Origin of the sequence: Gordonia sp. BP-119, assembly GCF_016924115.1 — a bacterium.
Taxonomy (GTDB): domain Bacteria; phylum Actinomycetota; class Actinomycetes; order Mycobacteriales; family Mycobacteriaceae; genus Gordonia; species Gordonia hongkongensis.
In genome coordinates, this window is sequence record NZ_JAFFZF010000046.1 from 1 (window position 1) to 24,894 (window position 24,894).

Below are 24,894 nucleotides of genomic sequence, written 5' to 3' on the forward strand. Positions count from 1 at the left end.
CTTTCCGTTCACTCACCAGCTGGTCAGTGGGCACCGTCAGCGTATCGCTGTGGCGTCGAGTGTTGACCTCGGCACACCAGTCCCACGCAGCCCGGTTCGCCAGATGCACATCCAGCTGCACGTCGTCACGACCAGCGGCGATCTTGGCTTCGGTCCACAACGGTTGCGCCAGATCTGACTGCGCGTACCCGCAGAGGTTCTCCACGATCCCTTTCGATTCCGGATCGGCGCCGTGACAGAAATCCGGGGCGAACCCGTAGTGGGTGGCAAACCGCACATACGAGGGGGTGGGTACGACGACGTTGGCGACGACTCCACCTTTGAGGCAGCCCATCCGATCAGCGAGTACCTTGTTGGGTACTCCACCGATCTCCTCAAAGGCTTCAGCGATGAATCCGAGTGTGGTGGTGGATGTTTCATTGGTGGCGAACCGAACGAACCGCCAGCGTGAGAACGCCAACACCGCGCAGAACATGTGCAGGCCGCCGATCACGGCCCAATCGATGACCAGGTAGTCACCCGGAGCCCACACTGCCGGGCGACGCCCACGATGGTGATCACGGCGCCACTGTGTTTTCTCCTGGGCGACGAGACGACGGAAGTTGCGGGCCGAGCCTGCATAGCCCGCCGCTCGCGCTACTGGTAGCAGACGTTTGGCGGTGATCCGGCCGTGTGACCGCTCGACTCGCTCGGCGACCAGCTCGGCGACGGTGTCGTAGTTGCGGGCCCGTTCCTTGCGATCGGGTGGTTGATCGTCGGCCTCGAACCGGTCGACCACACGTTTGACGGTCTTGTGGGTGGTGCCGCACACCTCGGCTGCGGCGCGATAGCTTCCGAGTTCTCGGTAAGCAGAAATGATGTCCATACGGTCCTTCGCAGACTTCAATGGAACTCCCAGGCGGTGATGGTGATCGGTTGGCACCTTCACCGTCATCGCCTGGGCCCTCAGTTCCGGGTCGACACGACGAACACAGGGTGGGGACTTTTATCTGGCCACCAGCGGGGACCTCGACCTGGCCACCAGTGGGGACTTTCTCATGGCCATGGACAAGACCGGAAAGGCGACGACGTCGGTGTTGCCGAAATTGATCGGTTTGGGAATGGCGGGAACAGGGTTGGCGCACTTTGTTGTTCCGCAGGCTTTTGAATCGATCACCAAGCTTGCATTTCCCGAGAACACGCGTGAATGGACTTACGCGAATGGTGCAAGTGAGACCCTGATCGGCCTCGCCCTCTCCAACAGCCGGTCCCGCGTTTACGGTTTGATTGGGGTGGTCGCATATGTCGGGTTCCTCGGCAGGCGAGTCGTGCAAGCCTGACAGTGACCGCCGACATTCACTCTAATGCAGTGCCATGAAAGGATTACTCGTCGAGTTCGCTGACGTGCAGGGGCGCCTCGGCGAAGAGGGAAAAGCTTGTGGCGTGAGTAGTCCGATGGCTGCGTACCGGGGGTGCCGGCGGCGGAATTACATCCAGAGCCAGCGGCACACTGGGCCAGCAACTAGCTGCAAACGCGGGTCAGTTCATCTCGAGGCGGGACGCGAAACCGGGATGGCTAAATGGCAGATCAGGTGAGAAGGCAACGCCTACGGTTGCGGCCGCGCCGTTGATTATTCCCCACGTTGTCTCCGATAGGTGTGCGGCGAAATAGCTGTCGTTGACCCCTTGCTCACGACCGTTGTCGATCCACCACTGAGTCGCCGATAGTCCAGAACCCAGGATGGACGCCACGGCCAAGGGAATGATCGAGGCATCTGCGTGAACACGCTGCAGACTTTCAGTGAACCGGTCGGCGACGGCCTCCATCACCGACCTCAGTTGGTCAGCAACTCCGCCATCTCCCGATCCGGAGTACTGAAACAAGTGATTCGCCATAAGGAACCTGACGACCACGGGGTGTTTCCCAACCAGCGCGACGTAGGACTGGACCGACGAGCGAATCATATCGTCAACAGACGCATGATCTTGCTCAGCAAAGATTGTGACTTGCGCCGACTCCCACATCAACGCACCGAGTTTTGCCGCCACCGCCCCGTTCAAGCCCGCTTTGTCGCCGAAGTAGCGGTACAGCTTCGGCTTAGATACGCCTGCCTCCGCAGCGATGTCGTCCATGCTGACGCTTGCGCCATAGCGTTCGATGATCCGTATGGCCGCGTCGACCAGCTGTGCGCGTACCGCGACTCGGTGTTCATCCCAACGAGTGCTACGGGCATCCATCACCCGGCGCTGCACCTGAGATGGCGCGGAGGAAACTCGGCGGACGACTGACATTCTAGGAGTAACAATACCGGAAGTCCCTCCCCCAAGCGATCATCAGCTCATGTGCATTCGGTCATAGATACGGTTCAGGAGTCAACTTTCTACCGTGGCTGCGTCCAATCGCGCCGCTGCTTCGTTGAAATCTTTCGGTGCCTCCATGTTGATCATGTGACCGATCTGCGGCAACACCACGAAATCGTGCAACCGACCGCGCTGCTGCAGGCGTTCGGCGAGATCAGTGGAATGAACCTCGGGTGTCAACTTGTCGGCAGAACCCACGATCACCGTCGTCGGCACCGCAAGTGAGTCGACTCCTTTGCTGACGTCGATGGAGGCCAGGACCTTTCCCCACATTCCCCGCACCGCAGGTGGGCAACGCAGCACTATGTCGGAACACTCCGCTATAACGTCGGCCGACGCGTGCGGACCCATCGTCCCGTATTTTACCAACCGTCGGTTGAAACGAGTGTCAAGCATCTCCGGTCCCGCGATGGCGAGCCCAGCCGCGAAGGCTCGCTCCAGTGTGGCGCGGAATCGACGTGGCGACCTTATTAACGTCGATCGGCTAACCAACTGGGAGGGTCCAGTGCTCGCCAAGACGGCACCACGGGCTAGGAGGGGCACCGACTCCGGGTGCTCGGCAGCCCAACCCATGATGGACATCCCGCCCATACTGTGACCGGACACCAAGGCCTTACGACTCGACGTGACGACCGCGCGCAAGACCGCCTCGAGATCGTCGCCGAGCAACGACGAAGAGAAGGGGGCGCGACCCCGGTCACTCCAGCCATGTCCTCGTTGGTCATATACCACCACACGGTGTGTGTTGGCGAAGTGTTCGATCTGAGGTCTCCAGAACCGACCCTGGCAAGCCCACCCGTGGCTGAACACCAACAGCGGCGCATCATCACCCAGCCCGTACTCCTCAACGAACAGCCTTGTGCCGTCACTAGAGAGAACCTCCCGCGACCGCGGCGACAACAGGCCAGCTCCCGAAGAGTCAGAGGTCATCGAGTCAGAGGTCATCGAAGCTCACCGTCACAGCGTCGGTGAGCGGAAGTGCCTGGCACGCGAGTCGCTCACCGTCCTCAATGTCATCGTCGACGAGGATGTTGTTCTGCACCATGTCGACATCACCCTCGATGAGCTTGCACACACACGCGCTGCATGCGCCCTCTCGACACGAGTACGGGGCGTTGTGCCCTCGTGAGAGCAGCACATCGAGCAGCGGCGTGTTACGTGGCCACTCCGTGGTGATGCACTCTCCGTTGAGGTAAACCGTGGCGGTAGCTACACCCTCATCGTCACTGAGTCGACGCAGTGTGGCGGTGTCGAACGGGTCACCCGCCAGCGACTGGAACACCTCCCGATGTACATCCGAATGGTCCACTCCACACGCGGTGGCAGACCTTTCCACCAGATCCATGAAGGGGGAAGGGCCGCAGGTGAAGATCACCGATCCCTTGTGATCACGAATAATCTTCTCGACAGCCTCGGATGTGGGGATCCCGTTCTCCGACTCAAGCCAGTCGACCAAAGTGAACCGCTCGGGGAATTCGGATCTGATCTGCTGAAGCTGGCGCTCGTACATGATCGAATCGGCGTCAAGGTTCGCGTAGAACAGGACGACTTCCCCACTGCCCGACACCAGTGCCGACTTCACCAGCGACAGGATCGGCGTGATGCCGCTTCCGCCGGCGAAGAAAAGCATGTCGACGTCGAGGCTCTTAGCGGTAAACTTTCCCGACGGCGTCAGTACGGTCATTTCCATGCCGACGGAGACGTTGTCGCACAACCAGTTTGACGCGTATCCCCCAGCGGTGCGCTTCACCCCGATCTCGAGGCGGAAGTCATCGACATGAGGTGAACTGCTCAGCGAATAGCATCGTGCGACGTGGCCCGTCTGGTCGGACGGGATCTTCAGCGTAATGAACTGCCCGGGTAGATGCTTGAAATCGTCGACGATCTCGTCAGGCACTTCGAAGGCGATGCTCACCGAGTCCTTGGTCTCTTGCACGACCTCCGACACGGTCAGCGTCCGCGATCGCGCGGTGGTGCCCGGCCGATTCTCCTGCTCGACGGTCATTTGATGATTCCCCGCTTGCGAGCGAAGGCGTAGCCCGCGCGGGTGATAGGCGCAGAGATGTCCTGGTAGCGCGGACCCACAACGCGTGCGACAAAGTCGAAGCCCCGTGCGTCTGCGCCGATCAGCACTCGGGGCTTCTTCTTGTCCATTCCCTTGAGGATGGTGGACGCCGCTTTCTCCGGAGTGGTCCTGGCGATGCTGTTGAACATTGTGGCAATGGTGGCGGTATCTGCCCCCATATCGGATACACCCCGAGCGTTATTGACGATATTTGTCTTGACGCCGCCGGGGTGAACGCATGTCACTGTGACCGGATGCCGACTGATCTTCATCTCTTGGCGAAGCGCTTCGGTGAAGCCACGCACACCGAACTTGGCGGCGTTGTAAGCACTTTGACTGGGAATACCGACCAGACCGAAGACGCTGGAGGTATTCACCAGATGACCATCACCGGAGGCGATCAGATAAGGCAGGAACGCCTTCGTCCCATTGACGACACCACCGAAGTTGATACCCATCAGCCAGTCAAAGTCCTCCCAAGACATGTCAACAACGTCGGCGCCGAGGGCGACGCCGGCGTTGTTGAACACCATGTTCACGCACCCGAAAGATGACTGGACGCTTTCGGCGTAATCCTGGAAGGCAGCACGATCTGCCACGTCCAACACGGCGGTCTCGACTTTCGCCCGATGCGCGGTACGGCACATAGCCGCCGTCTCCGCGAGATGCACCTCGTCGACGTCGGACAAGGAAAGGCTGGCCCCGCGTCCGGCCAATTGGAGGGCAAGGGACCGGCCGATCCCTGAGGCGGCTCCCGTGACGACTGCGACCTGGTTCGCATAGTTATCTGTTGTCGAACTACTCACTGTTGAATACTCACTTCTCGATGACCTACGGCTGGGTTGTCAGGCGATCTCGTACTCGGCGGGCTTGAAGTCCTTCGTCGCTCGCCAGTACTGCCAGGTGAACCCGGGCCACACCGTACGGTTGACACCCTGCGAGTCCAGATACCAGCTCGTACACCCGCCGTTGGTCCATACCCCCTTGGCGAGCTTGTGCTGAATGTTCTTGTTGAAGTGTTCTTGAACCTCGGGCCGCACATCTACACGCTGCGCTCCGCGACTGTCGACGGCGTCGATGGCCTTCATGATGTACTTGATCTGCTGCTCGATCATGAACACCACAGAGTTGTGTCCAAGACCTGTGTTGGGCCCGAGCAGGAAGAACAGGTTCGGGAAGCCCTCGGTGGTGATGCCGAGGTGGGTGTTGATGCCCGTCCGGTGCCAGTGCGACGGCAAGTCTTCGCCCCGGGCGCCCTTGAGCGCGAGTTGATCGAATCCGTCTGTGACATGGAACCCTGTGGCGTAAATGATCACATCTACAGGATGTGACACGCCGTCAGCGGTGACGATAGAATCCGCGGTGACCTTTTCAATCCGATCACTGATCACTGTCGTGTTGGGCGCGGCGAGTGCAGGGTAGTAGTCGTTCGATCCCAGGATGCGTTTGCATCCGATGCGGTAGGACGGCATCAGCTTTCTGCGTAGCTCAGGGTCGGCGATAGAACGCTCGATGTTCCATTTCGCCACTTTTTCGATTGGTCGCATAAGGTTGGAGTGGCCGTTGAGCCCGAAGGCCAGGCTCTCTGCGCCCCAGTAGACCGACCACCGAGCGAGGCGGCGTGTGATAGGGATCTTGCTGAGCACGGTCCGAAGTGCCGTCGGCACCGCGAAGTTCTTGCGTGGAAGTACCCAAGCCGGGGTTCGCTGGAAGACCGTGAGTGTGCCGGCCTCCTTCTGCACGAATGGCACGAACTGAATCGCGCTGGCACCGGTGCCAATGACGGCCACCCGCTTGCCCTGGAGATCCACCGTGTGGTCCCACTTTGCCGAATGGAATGCCTGGCCGGCGAACTCATCGATTCCGGGGATGTTCGGATAGTTCGGGATGTGCAGAGCGCCGACACCGGACACGACGTACTGCGCGATGTACTCCCGGCCCGACTCGGTACGCAGGTGCCACCGAGATTCGGACTCGCTCCAGTATCCGGAGACCAACTTCTGCCCAAAATGGATCTTCTGAGTGACACCACGCTTGTCGGAGATCTCTTTCAGGTACTGCTCGATTTCGGGCTGCGAAGACCACACCTTCGACCAACTACCGCGGCTCTCGAACGAGTAGGAGTACATCAGTGACGGCACGTCGCATGCGCATCCTGGATAGGTGTTGTCGCGCCAGGTTCCACCGACAGAGTCGGCCTTTTCCAGCACGATGAAATCGCTATACCCGCGCCGGCGGAGCTGCACGGCCATACCGAGCCCAGAAAATCCGCTGCCGATGATGAGTACCTTGGTGATTATAGGCTCGGCTATTCCCGGGTCTGTCGCCGTGGCGGCGCGCGCCGCGCGCTTGGTGTTGGAGGACGGCATTGAGTGAAAAGCTCCCTGATCAAATACAGCAGACGGACCTGCACGGCGCGGGAACGCGTCGCAGGTGTGAGAATGTCATCCACCCGAGCCCGCGAACGGAGACATCCGAACGTGGGGTCGAGGGTTGGCGAGTGGCCGAGGGGGCCAGGCTGAGGGTGTTAGCGCAGATCGTCGGGCAGGCTGCGCGTTGCGCGCCACATCGCCATCGTGAATTTCCCCTCCATCATCCCGGCCTCGTGGAAGAACCGGATCATAGGCTCGGACATGAACTGCAAATTGACGCGATAGTTCGGGCTCGTCTGCTGCGCCCACAGCCCGCGCAGACGGTTGATTCCGACAGCGGGGTACACCTTCGGATTGATGAGCAACGGGTACGCAAAGTTCGCAATGACCGCCAGCGTGCCTCGATGCCAAGCGCGCGAGATGCGTCCGCGACGCTGCATCCCCTCCACCATTTCCAGCCGCGCGAAGGTGATGTGGCGGGCCTCTTCGAGAACGTGGATCTTCATGAGCTGGCGCAGCTGCGGCTGCATTTTCGGGTCATTCATCGCCTCACGCTGAGCGCGGTCGAGTATCTCTTCGATGAGCAATGTCGCGCCGGATACAGACGGGCCGAGAGGCACAAAATGCAGAATCTTCGCGAAGCCCAAGAATCCCTTCGGCAACTTGTACGGCGCCAGTCCCGTCTTGTTGATCAACCGGGCAAACATCGTCGAGTGACGTGCCTCGTCGCCGATCTCGTTAAGGGCGTAGAGGGCCCTTTGATCTGTCAGGGCACCTTTGGCAGACATTCGGAGCAGCGCTGAGCTGAGCAGATTCTCTGCGTAGATACCGAAGCTGAGAATGCTGACAATTTCATGGCGCCCGAGTTCCACCTTCTGCTCATCGCTCATTTTCTCCCACAGCTTGGTGCCGTAGAGCGAGACACGATGCTCGGGCAGGAAGTACTTTCCCTCCTCCCAGGGCGAGTCCCAATCGATGTCGATCTCCGCGTCGTAGAACTTTTCGGCCGCCGCCCGCAGGAGTCGGCCGGCAGACCTTTGCATGTCGACGGGCTTGCGGGCACTGACGCGCGACACCCCTTCCGTCGAAACGTCGGGCTTGATCTCAACATTCTGAACGGTCATGTGACACCTCCGTTGTGTTCCGGGCCGAGCTGAGTCTCGTCTCTATACCCGATACTCTGGGTACCCGATACTGCTAGTGTCACTGCCAGTGTGTTCTTTTGTCAACGCTTGATGTGAAGAAAGTGAGCTTTACGTGTCTGACGACCACGATCTCGACTACTCCGGCGAGGGCACCTTGGTGTGCCGCGGCAAGGAGATTGCTGTCCGGGTGAAAATCAAAGGCTATTTCCAGCCCCTCAACGGCTTGTACACCTGGTACGGCAGGATCGACAAAAATGATGCGCTCGACGCCCTCCTCGCGGGCAGGCGCACGGTTGCTGTCTTCGTGACACCAGAGGGCCGCGCCGAGTGCGTCGTGGGCGATCCTGATTTCTGGGACCGCTATCGCATTACGGGCACGAGCAGGCCGCCGTACCACATCCCCACCACGCTCGAAGACGTGGAGTCGATAGCAGAGAGTGAACATCACAGCTGACCGACCCGCACGGAGCCGCCTGTGGGGCGTTCCCCCAATCCAATGAGTCCGAGAGGAAATTCGTACGTGGCCAGGTCGTCGATCGTTCACAACCGTCCATCAAGGCGTTCTGCCGGCACCGGTGAATACAGCGCTCAACTGGAAAAGGTCGCCTGGTTCACGCTGCGGCGCAAGGGATTCGTGGCGTCGGTCTGGGTCGTGGTTGCGGTCGGCTTAGCGGTGCTATTCCCGCAGCTGGAGTCCGTGATCCGACAGCAGTCGGTGGACCCGATACCCGCGGGCGTACCGTCATTTCAGACGCTCGACCGGATGGGTGAGGCGTTCAATGAGAAGGGGGCCAAGACCACCGTCTTCGTCGCCATGGAGAACGACAGGGGTTTCTCGGACACCACCCGCGCCAGGTATGACGAATTGGTGACCGCACTGCGTGCGGACACGGAACACGTCATCGCAGTCCGCGACCTGCTCGGCGACCCGCTCACGGAGAGTCAGGCGCTGAGCAAAGACAAGAAGGCGTGGTATCTGCCTATCGGTGTCACCGGGACGTTGGGCGGACCGGACGCTGCCAACGCCGTGGAAGCGGTCCGTGACACCGCGAACGAAATCTTCAGTGGTACCGACACAATTGTTCGGGTGACCGGTCCACCTGCCACGTTCACCGACCAGCTCGCGGTGGGTGAGACCGATCTGGTCGTGATCACGCTCGCCACGGTGCTGTTGATCGCCGGGATCCTGCTGATCGTCTACCGATCGATCTTCACCGCTCTCATGCCGCTGCTGGTGGTCGGCATGAGCCTGGCAGTGGGCCGCGGGGTGCTCTCGGGTCTGGGCGAATTGGGCATGCCCGTGTCTCAATTCACCTCGATGTTCATGACGGTAATCATCTTCGGCGCCGGAGTCGACTACTCCGTATTCCTCATAAGCCGGTATCACGAGGGCATCCGGGCGGGCGATACCCCTGACGTGGCCATTGCGAACGCCACCGCAACGATCGGTCGCGTGGTGCTCGCGTCCGCAGCGACAGTTGCCTTTGCTTTCTTAGCGATGGCGTTCGCCAAACTCAGCGTGTTCAACACGCTCGGCCCGGCGTGCGCGATCTCTATCGCCTTCGGCTTCCTGGCAACCGTCACTTTGCTGCCCCCCGTGCTGTCGTTCGCGGCAAAGCGTGGCGCGGGTCTACCTCGTCGTGACCTCACCAGACGGTACTGGCATCGGGTGGGAACGGGGGTGATCCGGCGGCCGGTCCCGCTGCTCGCGGTGAGCCTGGTGGCACTGATCGCTCTCGGCCTCATCGCGACCACCATGACAATCACCTATGACGATCGGGAAGGTCAGCCGCCGGACACCGGAAGCAACGAGGGATACGCGCTGCTGAACCGGCACTTTCCCAAAGACACCATCATCTCCGAATTCCTTCTGGTGGAGTCGAACGAAGACATGCGCACCGGCCAGGGACTGGCCGATCTTGAACAGATGGCGTCGCGCGTCGCGCAGACGCCCGGCGTCACCCGCGTCATCGGGGTGACCCGCCCGACGGGCGAGAAGCTCGAGCAGGCTGAGTTGTCATGGCAGAACGACCAGATCGGTAGTGGTATCACCGAACAGACCGATGACGCACAGTCACGGAAGGGCGACCTGGACCTACTAAAGACCGGGTCATCACAACTCGCCGACGGTCTTGCTCTGCTGAACGAGCAGGTCACCACCAACCTCGCGCCGCTGTCGGGGTTGCTCGAGCAGGCCTCGTCGGCCGGCGAGCAGCTCAGCCAGTATCGTCCGCTCGTCGATCAGCTGGCTGCTGCGGCGCCCGCACTTGATGAATTCTCCCAACAAGCTCCCGAGCTGTCTCGAGTGGCACGACAAGCACAGTCGGCTGCCGACGCCGTCGCACCGGCGTTGAGTGCACTCGATGCTCCCTGGTGCGTCCAGATCCCGCAGTGTTCGGCCTTGCAGACACAGACCTCGGACATCCGCGCATTGGCCGACAACCAGTCCCTCGGTCGTATCGCGGACTTCGCTACCCAGCTCGGTGGAGTCGAGGGCCCGGGAACGGCGGACCTCGCGCAGTTGCAGAGCTCATTGAACGTCCTCGACTCCGCTCTGCAGACGATCAACGGCCAGGACCTCGGCAGTCGGTTGTCACAGCTCCAGACGGGCGTCCGAGCGCTCGCCGACGGGGCCCGACAGCTGTCCGGCGGTGTGAGCGCATTGGTGGACAGCAACGTACAGCTGCTGGCGGGCCTGTCTCAAGTGGCCGCCCAGCTACGCGCGCCCGCCCGGGACATCGGCAACACTGACTCGGCAACGGGGTTCTACCTACCCGCCGACGCGTTCAAGGATCAACAGTTCAGCCAAGTGGCGCGCCAGTTCATCTCGCCGGATGGCAAGACTGCTCGCTTTGTAGTGCAGACCGCCTACGATCCGTATACCGCGGATGCCATGACGTTGGCGAACAGTCTGTCGAAGGTGGCCGAGGACGCCATGCCGAACACCACGCTGCAGGGTGCGCGCGCATCTGTCGCCGGGTTCCCGGCGATCAACGCCGACATCCAACGACTTCTGGCGTACGATTTCAAGTTACTCGGATTCGGAACGATCCTGATAGTCGGCCTGATCCTAATGCTCTTACTCAGGGCGATCGTCGCACCGATCTATCTACTGGCCACTGTCGTTCTCAACTACGCAGCCGCTCTGGGCATCGGTGTCCTAGTTCTGCAACACATTTTCGGCAATGAAATTGCCTGGCCGGTCCCGCTGGTGTCTTTCATCGTTCTAGTGGCAGTGGGGGCCGACTACAACATGCTGTTGGTTTCCCGGCTCAGAGAGGAATCGGTGGCCAATATCCGGCTCGGAGTTCTACGCACCGTCGCATACACCGGCTCGGTCATCACCTCGGCCGGTTTGATCTTCGCGGCGAGCATGTTCGGACTCATGCTGGGATCGATCGACGTGATGGTGCAGATCGGCTTCATCATCGGTATCGGGTTACTCCTGGACACCTTTCTCGTCCGCACGATTGTCGTCCCTGCGCTGGCAGCATTGTTCGGCGAGGTGAGCTGGTGGCCAGGGAGGGTGCACCGCCCGGCCGGTGAGCCGGATTCCACCGAGGGCGGGCTTCGGGTGCGACACCGGGTGACGGTCGACTGACCGGCGGCGAGCGGCGAGGTTTCCGTCATCCCCCACGCTTGGATTTGCATGCACGAACCTGTCGGCGAATCCCTCGATTAACGACTTGCCGCACCGGCGCACCACCGCAGGCGACCAGACTAATCGACGAAAGATCCACATCCAGGGTGCGATGCTCGGCGGGACCGGTTGCCACCAACGGCACCAGGAAACTATCAGTGATGATGGTGGCAGGTCCCCGATAACCGGTCCAGGCAGTTCTAGAGCCAGGTTTCTTCTAGCTGTCGGTCAGTCGATCTCGCAGCCCACGGGGTGGTGCTGGTGGGTGCATCGGGCAGCGTACTCGGCCGGGGTCTGGTAGCCCAGCGCCGAATGGCGGTGCCGGTGGTTGTGGTCGTCTTTGAAGTCGCCGATCACCACCCGGGCTTCGAGCAGGGTGGGCCAGCAGTTGCGGTTCAGGCACTCGTCGCGCAACCGGTTGTTGAACGACTCGATGAACCCGTTGTTCCACGGCGTGCCGGGCGGAATGTAGGAGATGCCTACCGACCCCTGCACAGAACGTCTGGAGGGCTTCTGAGATGAACTCAGGGCCATTGTCCATGCGTAGCACCATGGGTGGGCCACCCCAGATCGCGAATGTCTTCTCCAGTTCCTCGATCAACCGGTCGGCGGTGATCGAGCGATCCACGATGTTGAGCAACGACATCCGGGTGTGTTCATCGACCATTGATGCGATCTTGACCTTCTTGCCATCCACGGTCGAGTCGAATTGAAAGTCCAATGCCCACACCACTTTCGGTGCATCCGCTGCCACGATCGGCACCGAGGATTGCCCGGCCCGTTTACGCCGCGGCGCCCGCCGGACTTGCAGGCCCTCCTCCTTCCACAGCCGGTGCTGTCAACGGCGGCTGAAAACTGACCCTTTATCGACGGTTGAATTTGGGGCTGGTGCACGAGTAGGTGACATCTGATCTGGCTTGCCCTGCCGGGCGGCCTGGAAGGATGCCAGCTGTGCCCAAGCCCTATCCCCAGGAGTTCCGCGACGACGTTGTCCGCGTCGCCCAGAACCGTGAAGACGGTGTGACTCTCGAACAGATCGCTGCCGACTTCGGTATCCACCCGATGACCCTGAACAAGTGGATCCGCAAGGCCGACGTGGAGGCCGGGATCAAGCCCGGCACCACGTCGGCCGAATCGCGTGAGCTGCGCGAGGCCAAGCGGCGTGTGCGCCTGCTTGAACAGGAGAACGAGGTCTTACGCCGGGCGGCGGCGTACCTGTCCCAAGCGAATCTGCCGGGAAAAGGTGGTACCCGCTCGTGAGTGAGCTGGCCGCTGACGGCATCCCCGTCACGGTGGCGTGTCGGGTACTCAAGATCGCTCGCCAGCCCTACTACCGGTGGCGCAAGAACCCGATCACCGACGCCGAGCTCGCCGAGGCGTACCGGGCCAACGCCCTGTTCGACGCCCACCGCGAAGACCCGGAGTTCGGCTACCGCTACCTCGCCGACGAGGCCGAAGCCGCAGGCGAGAAGATGTGCCGGCGGACGGCGTGGCGGATCTGCTCCGCCGGCGGCTGGACCAGCACCATCAGCAAGAGAGGCCGCGGCAAGCACCGCAAGGCCGGCCCGCCTGTACACGACGATCTCGTCAAGAGAGACTTCACCGCGCCCGGCCCCAACGAGCTGTGGCTGACCGACATCACCGAGCACTGGACGGCCGAGGGCAAGCTGTACCTGTGCGCGATCAAGGACGTCTACTCGGGCCGGATCGTCGGGTACTCGATCGACTCGAGAATGAAGTCCCGCCTGGCCGTGGCCGCCCTGAACAGCGCTGTCGCCAGGCGAGGGGACGTGGCCGGCTGCGTTCTGCACAGCGATAGAGGGTCTCAATTTCGTTCGAAGAAGATGCAGAAGGCCATCACCCGGCACGGCATGCTCGGGTCGATGGGCAGGGTCGGTGCGTGTGGTGACAACGCGGCGATGGAGAGCTTCTTCTCGCTGCTACAGAACAACGTCCTCGACCGTCGATCCTGGGCCACCAGAGACGAGCTCCGGGCCGCCATCGTGCACTGGATCGAACGGACCTACCACCGCCGCAGACGACAGGACCGCCTCGGCAGATTGACCCCCATTGAATTCGAGACCATCATCAACCACGAGGCCCCTCAGGCCGCGTGACTAACCCTGTCACCTATCCGTGCACCAGGCCCATTGCTCGTGGGTCCAGTTCTCGGCGCGTGCCCGCTCAGCCAGCTCGGCCCAGCAGCGGCGGATGGTGGGCATCTTCAACGCCCGTGCGGCGAACTCGATATGTTTGCCGATCGAATTGTCAGACATGGTGTTTCATCCTTCAGTGATAGTGGATGCGGTGGGTGTGAGTCCGCCTGGTGGCGGGGTGGCGAAGTGCACCCCGAACAGGTCGTCGTAGTCGGGTAGCGCTCTGATGGGCACCTCGTGGCCGTCGGGGTGGGTGCGTACGCGCGCGGCATTGCGGGCCCGGTTCTGCAGCTGTTGGTTGCGGTAGTCGCGGCGCAATTCTTTAGCCGCCCGCACGTGCTGTGCGTCGGCGATGGTGACGTGGTTGGCCCAGCTGCGGTCATGGTCGGCGACGGTGACCTCGCCGCACGCGATCCGCACCCGGTGTAGATCGGCGGTGATGTCGACAAACCGGCCGATCACTGAGGGGTGCACCGAGTAGTCGTTGCCGGCCACGCGCACGTAGTAGTCGCGGCCCAGCCGCACCCGAGTGCTCAACCCGACTTGTGGTGCACTCGGCGGCAGCGTCGCCATCTGCGCCAGGTCCTCGGTGAGCACGTCACAGGGGCGTCGATCACCAATCGAGCGCACCACCCGGGTGTTGGCGTAATCGGCCAGCCAACGATCGAACTGGGCGGTGAAGTCGGCTGGCGAGGCGAAATGGCGGCCCGGCAGAAATGAGGTCTCGAAGAACCGGTTGTTGCGTTCGACCATGCCCTTGTATTCGGGATCGCACGGTGGTGCCAGCTCGAGTCGAGTGCCCAGACTGCCCACGAATCCTGCCGCCAGCGCCGTGGGCTTGCCCTTGCCGCCGATCGCGGATTCGCGGTCCCACACCAGCTTGCGGGTCACCGCACCCAGCTGCGACAGCAGCAACCACATCCCGGCGAGGATGTCTCCGCCCTGGCGCGAGGGGATCATCACCGCCGAGCGGTACCGGGAGAACGCCAACGTCATCACCAACACCGGCAACATCGACAACTGGTTGTGGCCCACCGGGATTCGGTAGTCGGGGAACCACAGATCCCATTGCGAGCACCCGCCGGGTTGATAGATCACCCGATCAGCGGGATCCACCCCGCGGAACTCCGGGCGAATCACCCGCACCCGATCCTTGAGGACCGTCAACGACCTCGACCACCCAATCCGCTGCGCGATCACCGTCGCCGGCATCGTCGGATACTCCCGCAACAACGCCCGGATCTGCGGTTCGAACGCATCCACCGCCGACCCCTTCGACGGCCGCGAGTAGCTCGGGGCCGTATCTGAGGCCAACGCCGCCCGGACCGTATTTCGCGCCACCCCCAACCGACGCGCGATCTCCTTGATCGGCACACCCTCGCTGCGATGCAAACGGCGGATCTCCGCCCACTGCTCCACTGAAATCACCCTCCTAACAAGACGGGGGGTCAAAATTCACCCGTCGTCAGGGGGTCAGTTTTCAGGCGTCGTCAACAGGTGCACCTTCTTCTTGTTCACCTCGATGCCGTCGTCGAACCGCAGGTGTGCCCACGCCCGCCGGAACCCGTGCCTAGGGTGCTTGCGGGCGTAGGTGCGTAGCTGTGCACGCAGGCCAGCGTCCGGGTCGGCCGGAGTTTGCGCCAACGGCACACGGCGGTAGGCAGACCGAGAGAGCCCAACAACCCTGCACGCCATACGTTCTGACACGCTCTTCACGTCTTTGAGCATGTCGATCGCGGCGCGTTTGGCGGTTGGGCTCAGAATTTTCCCTTGGCGATCTCCCGCAGCGCGTCTTTCTCCAACTCGGCGTCGGCGAGCAGCCGCTTGAGCCGGCCGTTCTGCTCGCGCAGCTCCTTGAGCTCTTTGGCAGCATCAGCGTCCATGCCGCCGTACTGGCGGCGCCAGTTGTACAAGGTGGCCGCCGATACCTCGAGGTCGGCGGCGATCTCCTCGCCGTTCTTGCCCTCCGCCGCCAGTTCATCGGCTCGGCGCAACTTGCGCACGATGTCCTCGGCCGAGTGACGCTTCCGTCCCGCCATGATCCTCATCGTCCCTTCTCCGCCCTCAACGGGGCAATCAGGACTCTAGAACCACCCGGACCGGTTCACGGGGGACACGCCAATGGCCCGCCGGTCCTCAGCGTGGTTCGCCGATGAGCTCAAGTCGGACGCTGAGACAACCGCAACGTTCAGGGTGCGCAGGACGGCACCTTGAACGGAACTGCAGCGTACGCGCCTCCAAGAGGTTCCACAGCAAAGTGGCGACACGGTCATCGTCGCCAACACCGGTGCTACCCAAGAGCATTGGTCAGTTGACCCGCATCGTCCCTCAAGGGACCAGTACGGCTCGAGCCGGTTCGTTTCCGCCCGTAGGTGATCACCTTGTCTTACGGCGTCATTCGGTCGCGACGTGGCGGAGAATCGACGTCACCGTCAAAGGTGACCGTCCTGCATCGTGTTCTTCATGGGAACTCCTTCTGCGGCACAGCCGCCTTATTCTGCTGGGCCATAGTCCTGGATCTGCCAGCCCCCAGCCGTTTTCGACACGACCACCTTCAACAACGTCGGCAGTTCACTCGGTTGCGGGTTCTGCACGTTCTGCGTCTTCTGGCTCGCGAAGACCATCACCGTGTACTCGCCGTCGGTTTCACCAGTGACGCTGGTGGCCAGCACGCGTCCCGACGCCTGCACCTGGGCCTGCTGCATGATCTGCGTCAGCGTCGGTCGAACCTCGTCGTAACGCTTGACGAGCGCCTCACCTGCGTTCTCCTTGACCGCCGCAAAAAAGGCGTCGGTGTTCTGATAGCTGTAGGTCAGGGACTTGGTCGTGTAATCCGAGGCGGCCTCCGCCGCCGCAGCCCGTTGCGCGGCGTCGTTTTCCAATACCGACTTCGCGTCGTCGGCCTCGAGGTAGAGGTAGGCGAACACGCCGACCAGCACAGCGAGCACCACGATCACGGCCGAAACGACCACGGCAGCACGTGATCGCGGCCATACTGACCAGCGACGCCCACTCGGCGAGGGGGGGTCGACGTCGCTGTCGTCAACCCCCGTCGCGGCTACGGAAGCGGTTTTGGCGTTCTCGTCCACCAGCAGATCGCCATCCGTCGTCGCTGCTGCCGCGCCGCCCTCGACCTCAGTGGCCTCAGTAGGCGGTCTGGTCTGCTCGTCATTTGTCATGTGGGACCTTCTGTGTACTTACGGTGACAGTCGCTTGCGGACGGGGCGTCACCGTAGTGGCGGCGACACGGTGACGGGGACCTCGGCGCGACCTGGTCGCGACGCCGGGAAAGTTCGGCCGAGGAGGTCGCCGATCGACCCGAAGTCGACGTATGTGTCGGCGACTTTCTCGGTCGCCGGTTTCACCGCCCGGGTGATCGTCAGCAGATCCGGCTGCAGGATCTGAATATAGCCGTTGAGCTTTTCCACAAGCTTCAACACGGGAGGCCACTTGTCGTACGAGGTGGTTGTGAACCTGATGAACGCCCGTTGAAGCCGCGCAAATCCGTTCACGGCGTCAGGGGTGCGTACAGATGCCGTAGTGAGGACGTCCCCGACATTGGACAAGAGGCCGAGCAGGAACTCGGCGTTGTCCGCGGTCACCCGGACGGACCCATCTTTGCCGACGAAATCGACTAGACGGTGCATCATGTCGCCGATCATGTCGAGGTCTCCCTGCCGTCCTGCGACGGCCTCGGCGACGGTCTTGTTGATGGACTCGATCGATTCCGGGTCGAGCCCATCTGCCACCGCAGCCATCTTCGGCAACACCTGGGGCACCGATTGCGACACGTGCACCGCGTCCGCGGGCACCACGTCTCCGTTATCGAAGTACCCACCGGTTGCCGTGCCCGCGGGCACGAAGTTGATGTACTGTTCCCCCGCGAGCGACAGATTCTGGATAGACATCTCGCTGTCCTGGGGGATCTTGTGGTCGGAATCGATCGTCATCTCGACCTTAATTGCCGAATCCGCGACGTTGATCGAGGACACCTTTCCGACGGGTACCCCCCGCACCATCACCGGCGATGTGTCCAGCAGACCGCCTGAGCTGTCGATGATGGCGGTTAACGAGTACTCGGAGCGGGTGGGGTTGATGTGTGCCACGCCGACGACGAGGTAGCCGAGCCCTACGACGAACACGACGGCGAGAGCCAGTATCGATATGAGCGTGCTGCTGCGGTTCACGGCATCATTCCGATTGATCTCAACACGGTTATGAAGGATTCGGCGTCACGCCGCGCTAGGTCCCGACCATCGATGGAGATGTCCGAGAGGTTGATGTCGGGCGACCGCACGAATGGAATGAGTTTGTCGCGGATGACGCTCGTTGCCTGCTCCGTGACGGACTTCGAGTAGATGTCGGAGTTGGCGATCGAATCGATCACCGGGGCGATCCCGGCCACTGACTCCTTGATCCGTAAGTACTCCGGATCCACGATCCTGCCCGCGGACACAGCGAAATCACGCGAGTTGGCGATGAGTAACGCGACCTCGATCAGGGACTGGCCGAGGCCAGAAAAGTTGCGTCCGCCCTTGGTCAGCATCCGGTCGATTCCCGACGGATCGTCCAAGATCACTTTCAGAGTCTGATCAGCCGACCTCAACACTACGTCGAGTTTGTCGGTATTCGAGGAGACCTCCGAGACGGTCTCCAGCGTTGTCTGATACAGGGCGTCGAATTGCTGCGGGTCCTTGGGGAACGTGGTGTTCAATGTCGAGATGGCGGTGTGGATCTTGTCGAGTTCACCGCCGCCGAGGACATTCGCCATTCCGCGCATGACGTCCTCGACATTTGCTGCCGGCTCGGTCCGTGCCAGCGGGATCACCGAACCCGACCGCAGCAAGGCACCCGTCGACGGCTCGGCTGGGGGAAGGATGGAAACGTAGATCTCACCAAGGAGAGTGTCCTGACGTAGCTCGGCTCGCGATTCGGCCGGCAGCTGAGTCTTGTTATCGATGCGAGCTTTGACGACCGCATGCCCGTTCTCGTACGTGACATTCTCGACGGTTCCGACGCTGAGCCCCTCTGAGAGGACTTTTGCGAGGGCTGGCAGGTTGAGTGCGCTGGTGAACTCCATCTGGATGTCGTAGCCGTCCGCGTCGGAGGTCGCTATCGTCGGCGGATTGTCGGCGTTGATCCCACACGATGTTACGAAAACTATCGTTGCCATCAGTGCGACTATCGTGGGTCCGAGGCGTGCCCGGTTGACTGAGATCATCAGGCCCCTCCCCCCATCATCCCGGCGATCGTCCTTGATGCATCGCTGGACCTGCAGACGCCGTTTGCCACCGGCGCGGCGCAGCTACTGACGAGGCTTCGCAAAGGCAGCGACACTGCGAACGCCTGCACAATTGACTTGGCATCGGGGTGTTTCACGATGAGGTCTGCCGTGCGGGCTGCTACTGCTGCCATCATGTCCGGCTGCTCTCCCATGTCGGCGATGAGCGGAACGGCAGCATCACCGATCGCGAATATCGGGGGACCGAAATCTGTTGCGAGCCGCGAGAGGATCGGTACGAACGTCCCCGCGTACTCGACTGCCGCGCCGAAGGTCTGGCCGTACGCGATGATGACCTCGATGGCACCGACGAAGTTGTCGAAGAGGGCGGTCAGCTCTTTGTCGTTCTCGGTTGCCACCCCCGTCAGTGTTGCGAGGTTCCCGACGATCCTGCGAATCTGTCCATCCCGCTTGGCCGGGTCGTTGATGAGCGTGGCTGAGTCCTTGATGATCCCGGCCACGTCGCCCTGCGTTCCTTCCAGATTGCGGGAGACGAGCTCGAGGGACTGCAAGATCGCGTCGGTGTTCCTGCCGTTGTCCTTGACCAGGTCCTCGGACAAGTTGCTGATCGAGTCGAGCGTCTGACTGATTCCCAGCGGGGTTCTCGTCTTACTCAACGGAATGCACTGATTCGTCTCGTATCGGGCTCCACCGGAGTACGGCTTGGTGAACTCGATTTGACGTTCGGTCACGATGGATGTCGACACCATAGTCGCGCCGACGTCGGCGGGCAGCGGCACGCTCTTGTCGATCCGCATTTCGATCCTTACACCGGACTGATCACTATTCTGTTGCACCCCGACGACGCTGCCTATCTTCTTGCCGAGCATGGCTACTGTGTTGCCTTCGAAGAGGCCCGATGCGTCGGTGAACTCGGCACACAGGGAGCGCGTGTCGTCGGACACCCTCCCCCCTATTTCCACACTAGCGACCACCACAACCACCACGGCGATCAGGAGCAACAGTCTTCGGATCCATGTAGTCAACATTTGTCGTCACCACTCGGAATGCACACACGAACCTCTGGTTCTGTGGTAGTCGACGCACCGACCGGCGCCTGGAGGAGGACGCCGAGGCGCTGAGTGATCTGATCGATCTGTGTCAGGGCATTGGAGTAGCCCGGCATCTCTGACGACACCTTGTCGAGGAGCGTCTTGAACTGTTGGACAGACGGTTCGATGCCATCGCGGTACGCCACGAGCGGCCTCGTGAGAAGTTTGAACAGACGCCTGAGAAGGTCGAACCCGCCGCGGACGTTCTCGATATCAGGTCCCAGCGTCCTGGCAACGAAGCTGAGTTGACGGAGAAAGTCGACCAGCACCTGCTTTTGATCGGCGAAAGCTTTGACGTATTCATCCGATAGAGCGACCGCTTTGTCGAGCTGACCGTACTGTCGCTCTAAGAGTTCCATCAAACTGCTGGTGTTCCTCAGTGCGTCGGGAATGTTTGTGTTGCCGTCGGAGAACGCATTCTGCAGCAGCGCCGCAGTCTGACGGAGATCGACGCCCTTTACATCGCGGAACACCGGCGTCGTCGTCTCGAGCGTGTCCGAAATGTCGTAAGTACTCGATGTCTGAACAAGGGGGATCGCCCCCGACAGCGCGGTCGGTCCTGACCCTGGGTCCAGATCCAGAACTCGCCCGCCGATCGGCGTGATCAGGCGAACCGCTGCGGTAGCATCCGAACGGACTGACACCGAGTCGTCGAGTCGAAATTCGACTGTGATAAACGTTCCCGCGAGGTCCACCGACGACACCGTTCCCTGTCTTATCCCCGCTATACGCACCTGATCACCCGACTCCAGCCCGCCGGTGTTGACCAGTTGCGCCGAGTACACCTTTTGACCGGGCGGTGCGATATACACGGCCCCGGCGATTACCAGACCGACCACCACGGTCACCACCACCACACCGGCGACGATGAGGTCGCGTCTGCGTTCGGACTGGTGATGCGATCGATTTCGACTGAACAACCTCACTTACACACCACCAATCGTTGCCCCATAAGCGCAATCGTAGCTGTATCCGGCAGGGGCAGAAGGCCTTTCGAACATTGCGCCTCAGTCGGCGTGGAATTCGTCGAAGCGTTCAGCGAGTCCATAAGGGGCTTGAGCAGCACCGCACCATTCAGTAGCCCCTCCAACTCCCCGGGTTCTCGCGCCAGACGCTGATAGATCGCCGCGAAACTCTGGTCGTACGTTGACTCAAGTTGCTCCCCGGCGATGACAGTTTTCTCCATGGACCGGTTGATCTCGCCTAGCGACTCCCGCAACCGGTCACTCACGCGGCTGAACTCGTCGACGATCGATCCCAGCTTGTCGACGAGTTCGACCAGCTGCGCCGAGCGGCCTTCGAGTTGGTCGGAGACCTGGCCGAGGCTCGTCACAATATTCGTGATGATCTCAGACCGCTGGTCCCCGTAGGCGGTGATGTTGGCGACCTGCTCCAGAACAGGCGATATACCCCTCCCATCACCTTGAGCAACGCGCAACAAGTTGGACTGCAGTTCATTGATCTCGTCGGCGTTAAGCGTGTCGAACACCGGCTTGAACCCGTTGAACAAGGTGGACACATCAAATGAGGGAACGGTCTTGTCGAGCGCCACCTGTGTAAGCGCCGCCCCCTGTGTCTTTCCCTGTGCCGCACCGATCAATTCGACATATCGCTGTCCGAGAAGATTCTGATACCTCACGGCGGCGGTAGTGCTCGACGTGATCGCGACGTCGTTGTTCAGTTGGAAATGAACGACCGCGGTGGGCCCTTTCAGGTCGATCGCCGTCACATATCCGACCTTGACTCCCGCCAACCGCACACCGTCGCGAGGCTTGAGCCCGGATGCATCGGAGAAGACCGCAGATCGTTCAGAACTCGGTCCGTCCGAGCTGGGTTCGAGGATGGCGATGATCACGTAGGTGAGAACGCCGATGACTGCGGCGAACGCGACGATCTTGACGATGGTGGGAGTTAACGACTTGAGCTTCATCTTCTTGGTCCTCCTGCTGCAAGCGCGCTCTGCAGCGCAGGTGACGTCTGCACTACCAGGGCGACCTGAAGTTGTACTCGCTCGCCGACTTGCGGCGTGGCGTTGTCGATGCTGTCCAGGATCTGCGGGATGGTGTAAATGGTCTGCGCGAGTCCCGATGCCGATCTGGCGACCGGCCTCGCCAGATCGAGGCCGACGTCCAGTAGTGAACTCAACGCCGGGTAGTTTTCGCTCAACAGTCCTAGTCCCCCGAACAGAAACTCGTTGTAGCTGTTGAGGTTGCCTATGGCCTGTTTGATGGCCTCGTCGGTGGCGAAGAAGTCAGCGACGTCGACGTTTATGATGATGCCCGGAACGAACGGCGTCATGAAATCGGCTACACCCTGGGACAGGTCTGCTGCGATCGCCAAATCCTGGCCCACTGGACGCTGTTGAACGTCCCGAGTGAGCTGCGCGATCTGGAACATGAGCTTGCCGGCGTCGGCAAACGTTTGGGAATCATCGACGACAAACTTCACCACAGAATTGAACGCCGGCTGATCGAGAGCATCGACCAGCTTCGAGAGTTTTCGAATCAGGGTCGATACCGACGTTTGTTCGGACTGCTGCTTGTTGACATAGACACTGCCGCCATCACCGATTAACTCTCCCCGTCCGGGGTCGACAATCTCCAGTGCCGTTGGCCCCAGCGCGCTGGCGGACGTGTAATTCACGGCCAGGCCCTGACGCAACCGGATGTCGTCGTTAGCTCCGGTGAGCTCGATTTTCACATTTACACTTTGGTCGCGCCCCGACACCGAGGACACCTTGCCCACCGTGAAGCCCCGATACTTCACCTCCGATCCGCCCTTCAGCCCGTCACCAATCGCGTCGGTGGTGATCGTCACTGTCGTGTTGTCTTCATATTTTCCGGTCGCGTTGCCCGCCAGAAGATAGCCGGCAACCGTCACTACGACGAGAACCCCGATCCCGCGCAGGGTCAAGTTCGCCAGTGAGGGCGCGCGTCCTGATGGATCTTGAAATACAGCCACTTGAAACTCCTAGCCCGAAATCTGGACGCCCGAATCGAAACCCCACATCAACAGGGTCAAGATCATGTCCTCCACGACGATGATGATGAGACTGCTGCGGATCGCTCGACCAGACGCGCGGCCGACGCCTTCTGCTCCGCCGCTGGCGTAGTAACCCTGGTAGCTGTGGATGATGACGACCGATACTACGAAAATGAGGACCTTGATGACCGAGAACACCAGATCCTGCGGTTTGAGGAACGCATTGAAATAGAAGTCGTAGGTGCCACCTGACTGGCCGTGTAGCAGGATGACGACCAGCTTGGCCGCGGCGAAACTTAGTATCAGCGTCACGATGTAGAGCGGGATGATGGTGGTGATCGCTGCGACCACGCGTGTGCTGACGACGTATGGAATCGGCCGCACCGCCATCGATTCGAGTGCGTCGATCTCTTCGGCGATGCGCATCGAACCGATCTCCGCAGTGAGGCGACAGCCGGCCTGGGCCGCAAAGCCGATCGCAGCGATCATCGGTGCCAACTCCCGAGTGTTGGCGTATGACGAGATGAACCCGGTAAGAGACCCCATCCCCACCAGGTCCAGCGAGGCGTAACCCTGGATGCCGATAGATGCCCCGACAGCCATTCCGAGAATGACCAGCACGACTGCGGTACCCCCGCCGACCAGAACAGCGCCTCGTCCCCAGGCAAACTCCTGTATGTACAAGAGCGTCTGTCGTCGATAGGTGGTCGCGACGTGACGAATTCCTGCGACGGTGTCGATGATGAACGTGGTGATGTGCCCGAGTTGTGCGGGGACTTCGGCGAGGGGCGTCACAGAACGCACGATCGGACGAGTGACCGAAGTGAAACGGGTGGATGGTACTGCGGTCACGTGTTCTCCGTCATCCGATGGTCTGCGGGACGAACATGATTGTCAGCTGGGTGATGACCACGTTGATGACGAAGCACGCCACCACCCCCAGGACCACGGTGGCGTTGACAGATTGGGCCACACCCTTCGGGCCGCCTTTCGTGGACAGACCCCGGTGACATGCGATCGCCACGACCACGAGACCGAACACCAATGACTTGATCAGTGCCACCAGGATGTCCGCCGACGAGGCGAACGAGGCGAACGAGGCGACGTAACTTCCGGGCGTGATGCCCTGGACGTTGACGCTCAGGATGTAGCCGGCCACGAGACCGGTAAACACGATCAGCATGCACAACATTGGAGCGACGATGAGAACCGCAACGAACCGCGGTGCGACGACTCGACGGGTCGGATTGAGTCCAAGAGTTTCCATGGCATCGATTTCTTCACGGACGGTGCGTGCGCCGAGGTCAGAGGCGATGGCTGACCCTGCCGCACCACCGAGCAGAAGGGCTGTGACGATCGGTGCCCCCTGCTGAATGATCCCGAGTCCACCAGCGGCGCCGGCGATGGACGTGGCCCCGACCTGCTGGGTCAGACTTCCGACCTGCACCGAGACGATAACGCCGAACGGAATCGCCACCAGGATCGCCGGCAACGTCGTGACGGTGATGACGAACCAGGTCTGTACAACGACCTCCCGGAAAGGAAACCGTCCGGTGACAATGTCGTGCACGGCCCACCGTAATGCCTGGCCGGCGAGGGCAATCGTGTTTCCGAAGGTCGCAAGACTGTCTGTCGCACGACCAGCAAGTTCCGTAGCGATACTGATTCTCCTTCACCTTGCTGAACAGCCCTCCGCGATGGGTGTTCGCACAGTACCAGGTATTGCAGTACCCCATTCGCGGTTTGGATACTTCTGCCCGAATTGACCAGCCGGCACGACGGAACACCGGCCCTGTTGACCCTCGATGACGCGTCCGGCCCGTCCCTATGTGCGGCAGTGGCTCTGCGGGGCTCGCAGGTC

25 protein-coding genes and 1 pseudogene are annotated in these 24,894 nt (G+C 61.3%); 4 read left to right on the forward strand and 22 right to left on the reverse strand.

Annotation, left to right across the window (positions count from 1 at the left end):
- The coding region (gene istA / locus JW364_RS20505) for an IS21 family transposase (protein ID WP_205334191.1) at positions 1 to 886 on the reverse strand (886 nt) is incomplete at its 3' end.
- Positions 887 to 1,037: 151 nt separating this feature from the next.
- Between istA (JW364_RS20505) and JW364_RS20510 the strand changes: the two genes are divergently transcribed.
- Complete coding sequence (locus JW364_RS20510; protein ID WP_374100861.1) at positions 1,038 to 1,319, forward strand: hypothetical protein; 282 nt, start codon at positions 1,038 to 1,040, stop codon at positions 1,317 to 1,319.
- A gap of 199 nt (positions 1,320 to 1,518) precedes the next feature.
- On the opposite strand, the gene JW364_RS20515 is transcribed toward JW364_RS20510, so the two are convergent.
- From JW364_RS20515 to JW364_RS20540, 6 genes are all read right to left on the reverse strand, one after another.
- Positions 1,519 to 2,271 carry a TetR/AcrR family transcriptional regulator gene (locus JW364_RS20515; protein WP_205334192.1) on the reverse strand — a complete coding sequence of 251 codons (753 nt, stop codon included), beginning with the start codon at positions 2,269 to 2,271 and terminating at the stop codon, positions 1,519 to 1,521.
- An 81-nt stretch (positions 2,272 to 2,352) separates the two neighbouring features.
- On the reverse strand, positions 2,353 to 3,270 hold the full coding sequence (locus JW364_RS20520; RefSeq protein ID WP_205334201.1) for an alpha/beta fold hydrolase: 918 nt from the start codon (positions 3,268 to 3,270) through the stop codon (positions 2,353 to 2,355).
- A 4-nt stretch (positions 3,271 to 3,274) separates the two neighbouring features.
- Positions 3,275 to 4,345 carry a ferredoxin--NADP reductase gene (locus tag JW364_RS20525; protein ID WP_035756060.1) on the reverse strand — a complete coding sequence of 357 codons (1,071 nt, stop codon included), beginning with the start codon at positions 4,343 to 4,345 and terminating at the stop codon, positions 3,275 to 3,277.
- Positions 4,342 to 5,211 (reverse strand): SDR family oxidoreductase, encoded by an 870-nt coding sequence (locus JW364_RS20530; protein WP_035756058.1) that lies wholly within the window; start codon positions 5,209 to 5,211, stop codon positions 4,342 to 4,344. The genes JW364_RS20525 and JW364_RS20530 overlap by 4 nt, the downstream gene beginning before the upstream one ends.
- 39 nt (positions 5,212 to 5,250) lie before the next feature.
- Positions 5,251 to 6,774, reverse strand: coding sequence for an NAD(P)/FAD-dependent oxidoreductase (locus tag JW364_RS20535; protein WP_006361211.1), 1,524 nt, complete (start codon positions 6,772 to 6,774; stop codon positions 5,251 to 5,253).
- Between the two features lie 158 nt (positions 6,775 to 6,932).
- Positions 6,933 to 7,901 (reverse strand): diiron oxygenase, encoded by a 969-nt coding sequence (locus JW364_RS20540; protein WP_006361212.1) that lies wholly within the window; start codon positions 7,899 to 7,901, stop codon positions 6,933 to 6,935.
- A 133-nt stretch (positions 7,902 to 8,034) separates the two neighbouring features.
- Here JW364_RS20540 and JW364_RS20545 point away from each other — a divergent pair, with 133 nt between their 5' ends.
- Positions 8,035 to 8,376 (forward strand): DUF4873 domain-containing protein, encoded by a 342-nt coding sequence (locus tag JW364_RS20545; RefSeq protein ID WP_006361213.1) that lies wholly within the window; start codon positions 8,035 to 8,037, stop codon positions 8,374 to 8,376.
- A 42-nt stretch (positions 8,377 to 8,418) separates the two neighbouring features.
- Positions 8,419 to 11,523 (forward strand): RND family transporter, encoded by a 3,105-nt coding sequence (locus JW364_RS20550; protein ID WP_240199397.1) that lies wholly within the window; start codon positions 8,419 to 8,421, stop codon positions 11,521 to 11,523.
- A gap of 267 nt (positions 11,524 to 11,790) precedes the next feature.
- Here JW364_RS20550 and JW364_RS20555 read toward each other — a convergent pair whose 3' ends face one another.
- A complete protein-coding gene (locus JW364_RS20555; RefSeq protein ID WP_196813071.1) occupies positions 11,791 to 12,057 on the reverse strand; it encodes an integrase core domain-containing protein in 267 nt (88 codons plus the stop codon).
- Between the two features lie 37 nt (positions 12,058 to 12,094).
- A pseudogene (locus JW364_RS24685) lies at positions 12,095 to 12,325 on the reverse strand (transposase family protein); the annotation flags it as partial.
- A 188-nt stretch (positions 12,326 to 12,513) separates the two neighbouring features.
- Between JW364_RS24685 and JW364_RS20565 the strand changes: the two are divergent.
- Positions 12,514 to 13,679, forward strand: a protein-coding gene (locus JW364_RS20565) for an IS3 family transposase (protein ID WP_085948641.1) whose coding sequence is annotated in 2 segments (ribosomal slippage) — positions 12,514 to 12,798 and positions 12,801 to 13,679 — 1,164 coding nt in all. Because the reading frame shifts where the segments join, the coding sequence is not laid out codon by codon here.
- 9 nt (positions 13,680 to 13,688) lie between these two features.
- On the opposite strand, the gene JW364_RS20570 is transcribed toward JW364_RS20565, so the two are convergent.
- From JW364_RS20570 to JW364_RS20630, 13 genes are all read right to left on the reverse strand, one after another.
- On the reverse strand, positions 13,689 to 13,838 hold the full coding sequence (locus JW364_RS20570; RefSeq protein WP_230461843.1) for a hypothetical protein: 150 nt from the start codon (positions 13,836 to 13,838) through the stop codon (positions 13,689 to 13,691).
- A gap of 6 nt (positions 13,839 to 13,844) precedes the next feature.
- Entirely contained in the window at positions 13,845 to 15,146 is a 1,302-nt protein-coding gene (gene istA, locus JW364_RS20575) for an IS21 family transposase (RefSeq protein ID WP_168699673.1), read from the reverse strand.
- Positions 15,147 to 15,191: 45 nt separating this feature from the next.
- The gene (locus JW364_RS20580; protein WP_155225535.1) at positions 15,192 to 15,362 is read right to left on the reverse strand and encodes an IS3 family transposase; all 171 of its coding nucleotides are present in this window, start codon (positions 15,360 to 15,362) and stop codon (positions 15,192 to 15,194) included.
- A gap of 113 nt (positions 15,363 to 15,475) precedes the next feature.
- On the reverse strand, positions 15,476 to 15,757 hold the full coding sequence (locus JW364_RS20585) for a transposase (RefSeq protein ID WP_004023647.1): 282 nt from the start codon (positions 15,755 to 15,757) through the stop codon (positions 15,476 to 15,478).
- Between the two features lie 453 nt (positions 15,758 to 16,210).
- The gene (locus tag JW364_RS20590) at positions 16,211 to 16,897 is read right to left on the reverse strand and encodes a hypothetical protein (protein WP_231381059.1); all 687 of its coding nucleotides are present in this window, start codon (positions 16,895 to 16,897) and stop codon (positions 16,211 to 16,213) included.
- A 48-nt stretch (positions 16,898 to 16,945) separates the two neighbouring features.
- Positions 16,946 to 17,905 (reverse strand): MlaD family protein, encoded by a 960-nt coding sequence (locus JW364_RS20595; RefSeq protein WP_307814816.1) that lies wholly within the window; start codon positions 17,903 to 17,905, stop codon positions 16,946 to 16,948.
- Complete coding sequence (locus JW364_RS20600; RefSeq protein WP_205334193.1) at positions 17,902 to 18,939, reverse strand: MlaD family protein; 1,038 nt, start codon at positions 18,937 to 18,939, stop codon at positions 17,902 to 17,904. The genes JW364_RS20595 and JW364_RS20600 overlap by 4 nt, the downstream gene beginning before the upstream one ends.
- A complete protein-coding gene (locus tag JW364_RS20605; RefSeq protein WP_205334194.1) occupies positions 18,939 to 19,988 on the reverse strand; it encodes an MlaD family protein in 1,050 nt (349 codons plus the stop codon). Before JW364_RS20605 ends, JW364_RS20600 begins: the two co-directional genes overlap by 1 nt.
- Positions 19,982 to 20,977: an MlaD family protein gene (locus JW364_RS20610; RefSeq protein ID WP_205334195.1), complete on the reverse strand. Its 996-nt coding sequence runs from the start codon at positions 20,975 to 20,977 to the stop codon at positions 19,982 to 19,984. The genes JW364_RS20605 and JW364_RS20610 overlap by 7 nt, the downstream gene beginning before the upstream one ends.
- Positions 20,974 to 21,981, reverse strand: coding sequence for an MlaD family protein (locus JW364_RS20615; RefSeq protein WP_205334196.1), 1,008 nt, complete (start codon positions 21,979 to 21,981; stop codon positions 20,974 to 20,976). Before JW364_RS20615 ends, JW364_RS20610 begins: the two co-directional genes overlap by 4 nt.
- Positions 21,978 to 23,012, reverse strand: coding sequence for an MlaD family protein (locus JW364_RS20620; RefSeq protein ID WP_205334197.1), 1,035 nt, complete (start codon positions 23,010 to 23,012; stop codon positions 21,978 to 21,980). The genes JW364_RS20615 and JW364_RS20620 overlap by 4 nt, the downstream gene beginning before the upstream one ends.
- A 9-nt stretch (positions 23,013 to 23,021) precedes the next feature.
- Complete coding sequence (locus JW364_RS20625) at positions 23,022 to 23,885, reverse strand: ABC transporter permease (protein ID WP_205334198.1); 864 nt, start codon at positions 23,883 to 23,885, stop codon at positions 23,022 to 23,024.
- A 10-nt stretch (positions 23,886 to 23,895) separates the two neighbouring features.
- On the reverse strand, positions 23,896 to 24,636 hold the full coding sequence (locus JW364_RS20630; RefSeq protein WP_035756051.1) for an ABC transporter permease: 741 nt from the start codon (positions 24,634 to 24,636) through the stop codon (positions 23,896 to 23,898).
- Between the last annotated feature and the right edge of the window lie 258 nt (positions 24,637 to 24,894).

Excerpts from the sequence above, each read along its gene's own strand:
- JW364_RS20520 (WP_205334201.1), bottom strand. The coding sequence starts at position 3,270 with ATGACCTCTGACTCTTCGGGAGCTGGCCTGTTGTCGCCGCGGTCGCGG.
- JW364_RS20615 (WP_205334196.1), bottom strand. The coding sequence starts at position 21,981 with ATGAAGCTCAAGTCGTTAACTCCCACCATCGTCAAGATCGTCGCGTTC.
- JW364_RS20585 (WP_004023647.1), bottom strand. The coding sequence starts at position 15,757 with ATGGCGGGACGGAAGCGTCACTCGGCCGAGGACATCGTGCGCAAGTTG.
- JW364_RS20570 (WP_230461843.1), bottom strand. The coding sequence starts at position 13,838 with ATGTCTGACAATTCGATCGGCAAACATATCGAGTTCGCCGCACGGGCG.
- JW364_RS20510 (WP_374100861.1), top strand. The coding sequence starts at position 1,038 with ATGGCCATGGACAAGACCGGAAAGGCGACGACGTCGGTGTTGCCGAAA.
- JW364_RS20525 (WP_035756060.1), bottom strand. The coding sequence starts at position 4,345 with ATGACCGTCGAGCAGGAGAATCGGCCGGGCACCACCGCGCGATCGCGG.
- JW364_RS20540 (WP_006361212.1), bottom strand. The coding sequence starts at position 7,901 with ATGACCGTTCAGAATGTTGAGATCAAGCCCGACGTTTCGACGGAAGGG.
- JW364_RS20600 (WP_205334193.1), bottom strand. The coding sequence starts at position 18,939 with ATGATCTCAGTCAACCGGGCACGCCTCGGACCCACGATAGTCGCACTG.
- JW364_RS20605 (WP_205334194.1), bottom strand. The coding sequence starts at position 19,988 with ATGTTGACTACATGGATCCGAAGACTGTTGCTCCTGATCGCCGTGGTG.
- JW364_RS20535 (WP_006361211.1), bottom strand. The coding sequence starts at position 6,774 with ATGCCGTCCTCCAACACCAAGCGCGCGGCGCGCGCCGCCACGGCGACA.
- JW364_RS20550 (WP_240199397.1), top strand. The coding sequence starts at position 8,419 with ATGAGTCCGAGAGGAAATTCGTACGTGGCCAGGTCGTCGATCGTTCAC.
- JW364_RS20515 (WP_205334192.1), bottom strand. The coding sequence starts at position 2,271 with ATGTCAGTCGTCCGCCGAGTTTCCTCCGCGCCATCTCAGGTGCAGCGC.
- JW364_RS20590 (WP_231381059.1), bottom strand. The coding sequence starts at position 16,897 with ATGACAAATGACGAGCAGACCAGACCGCCTACTGAGGCCACTGAGGTC.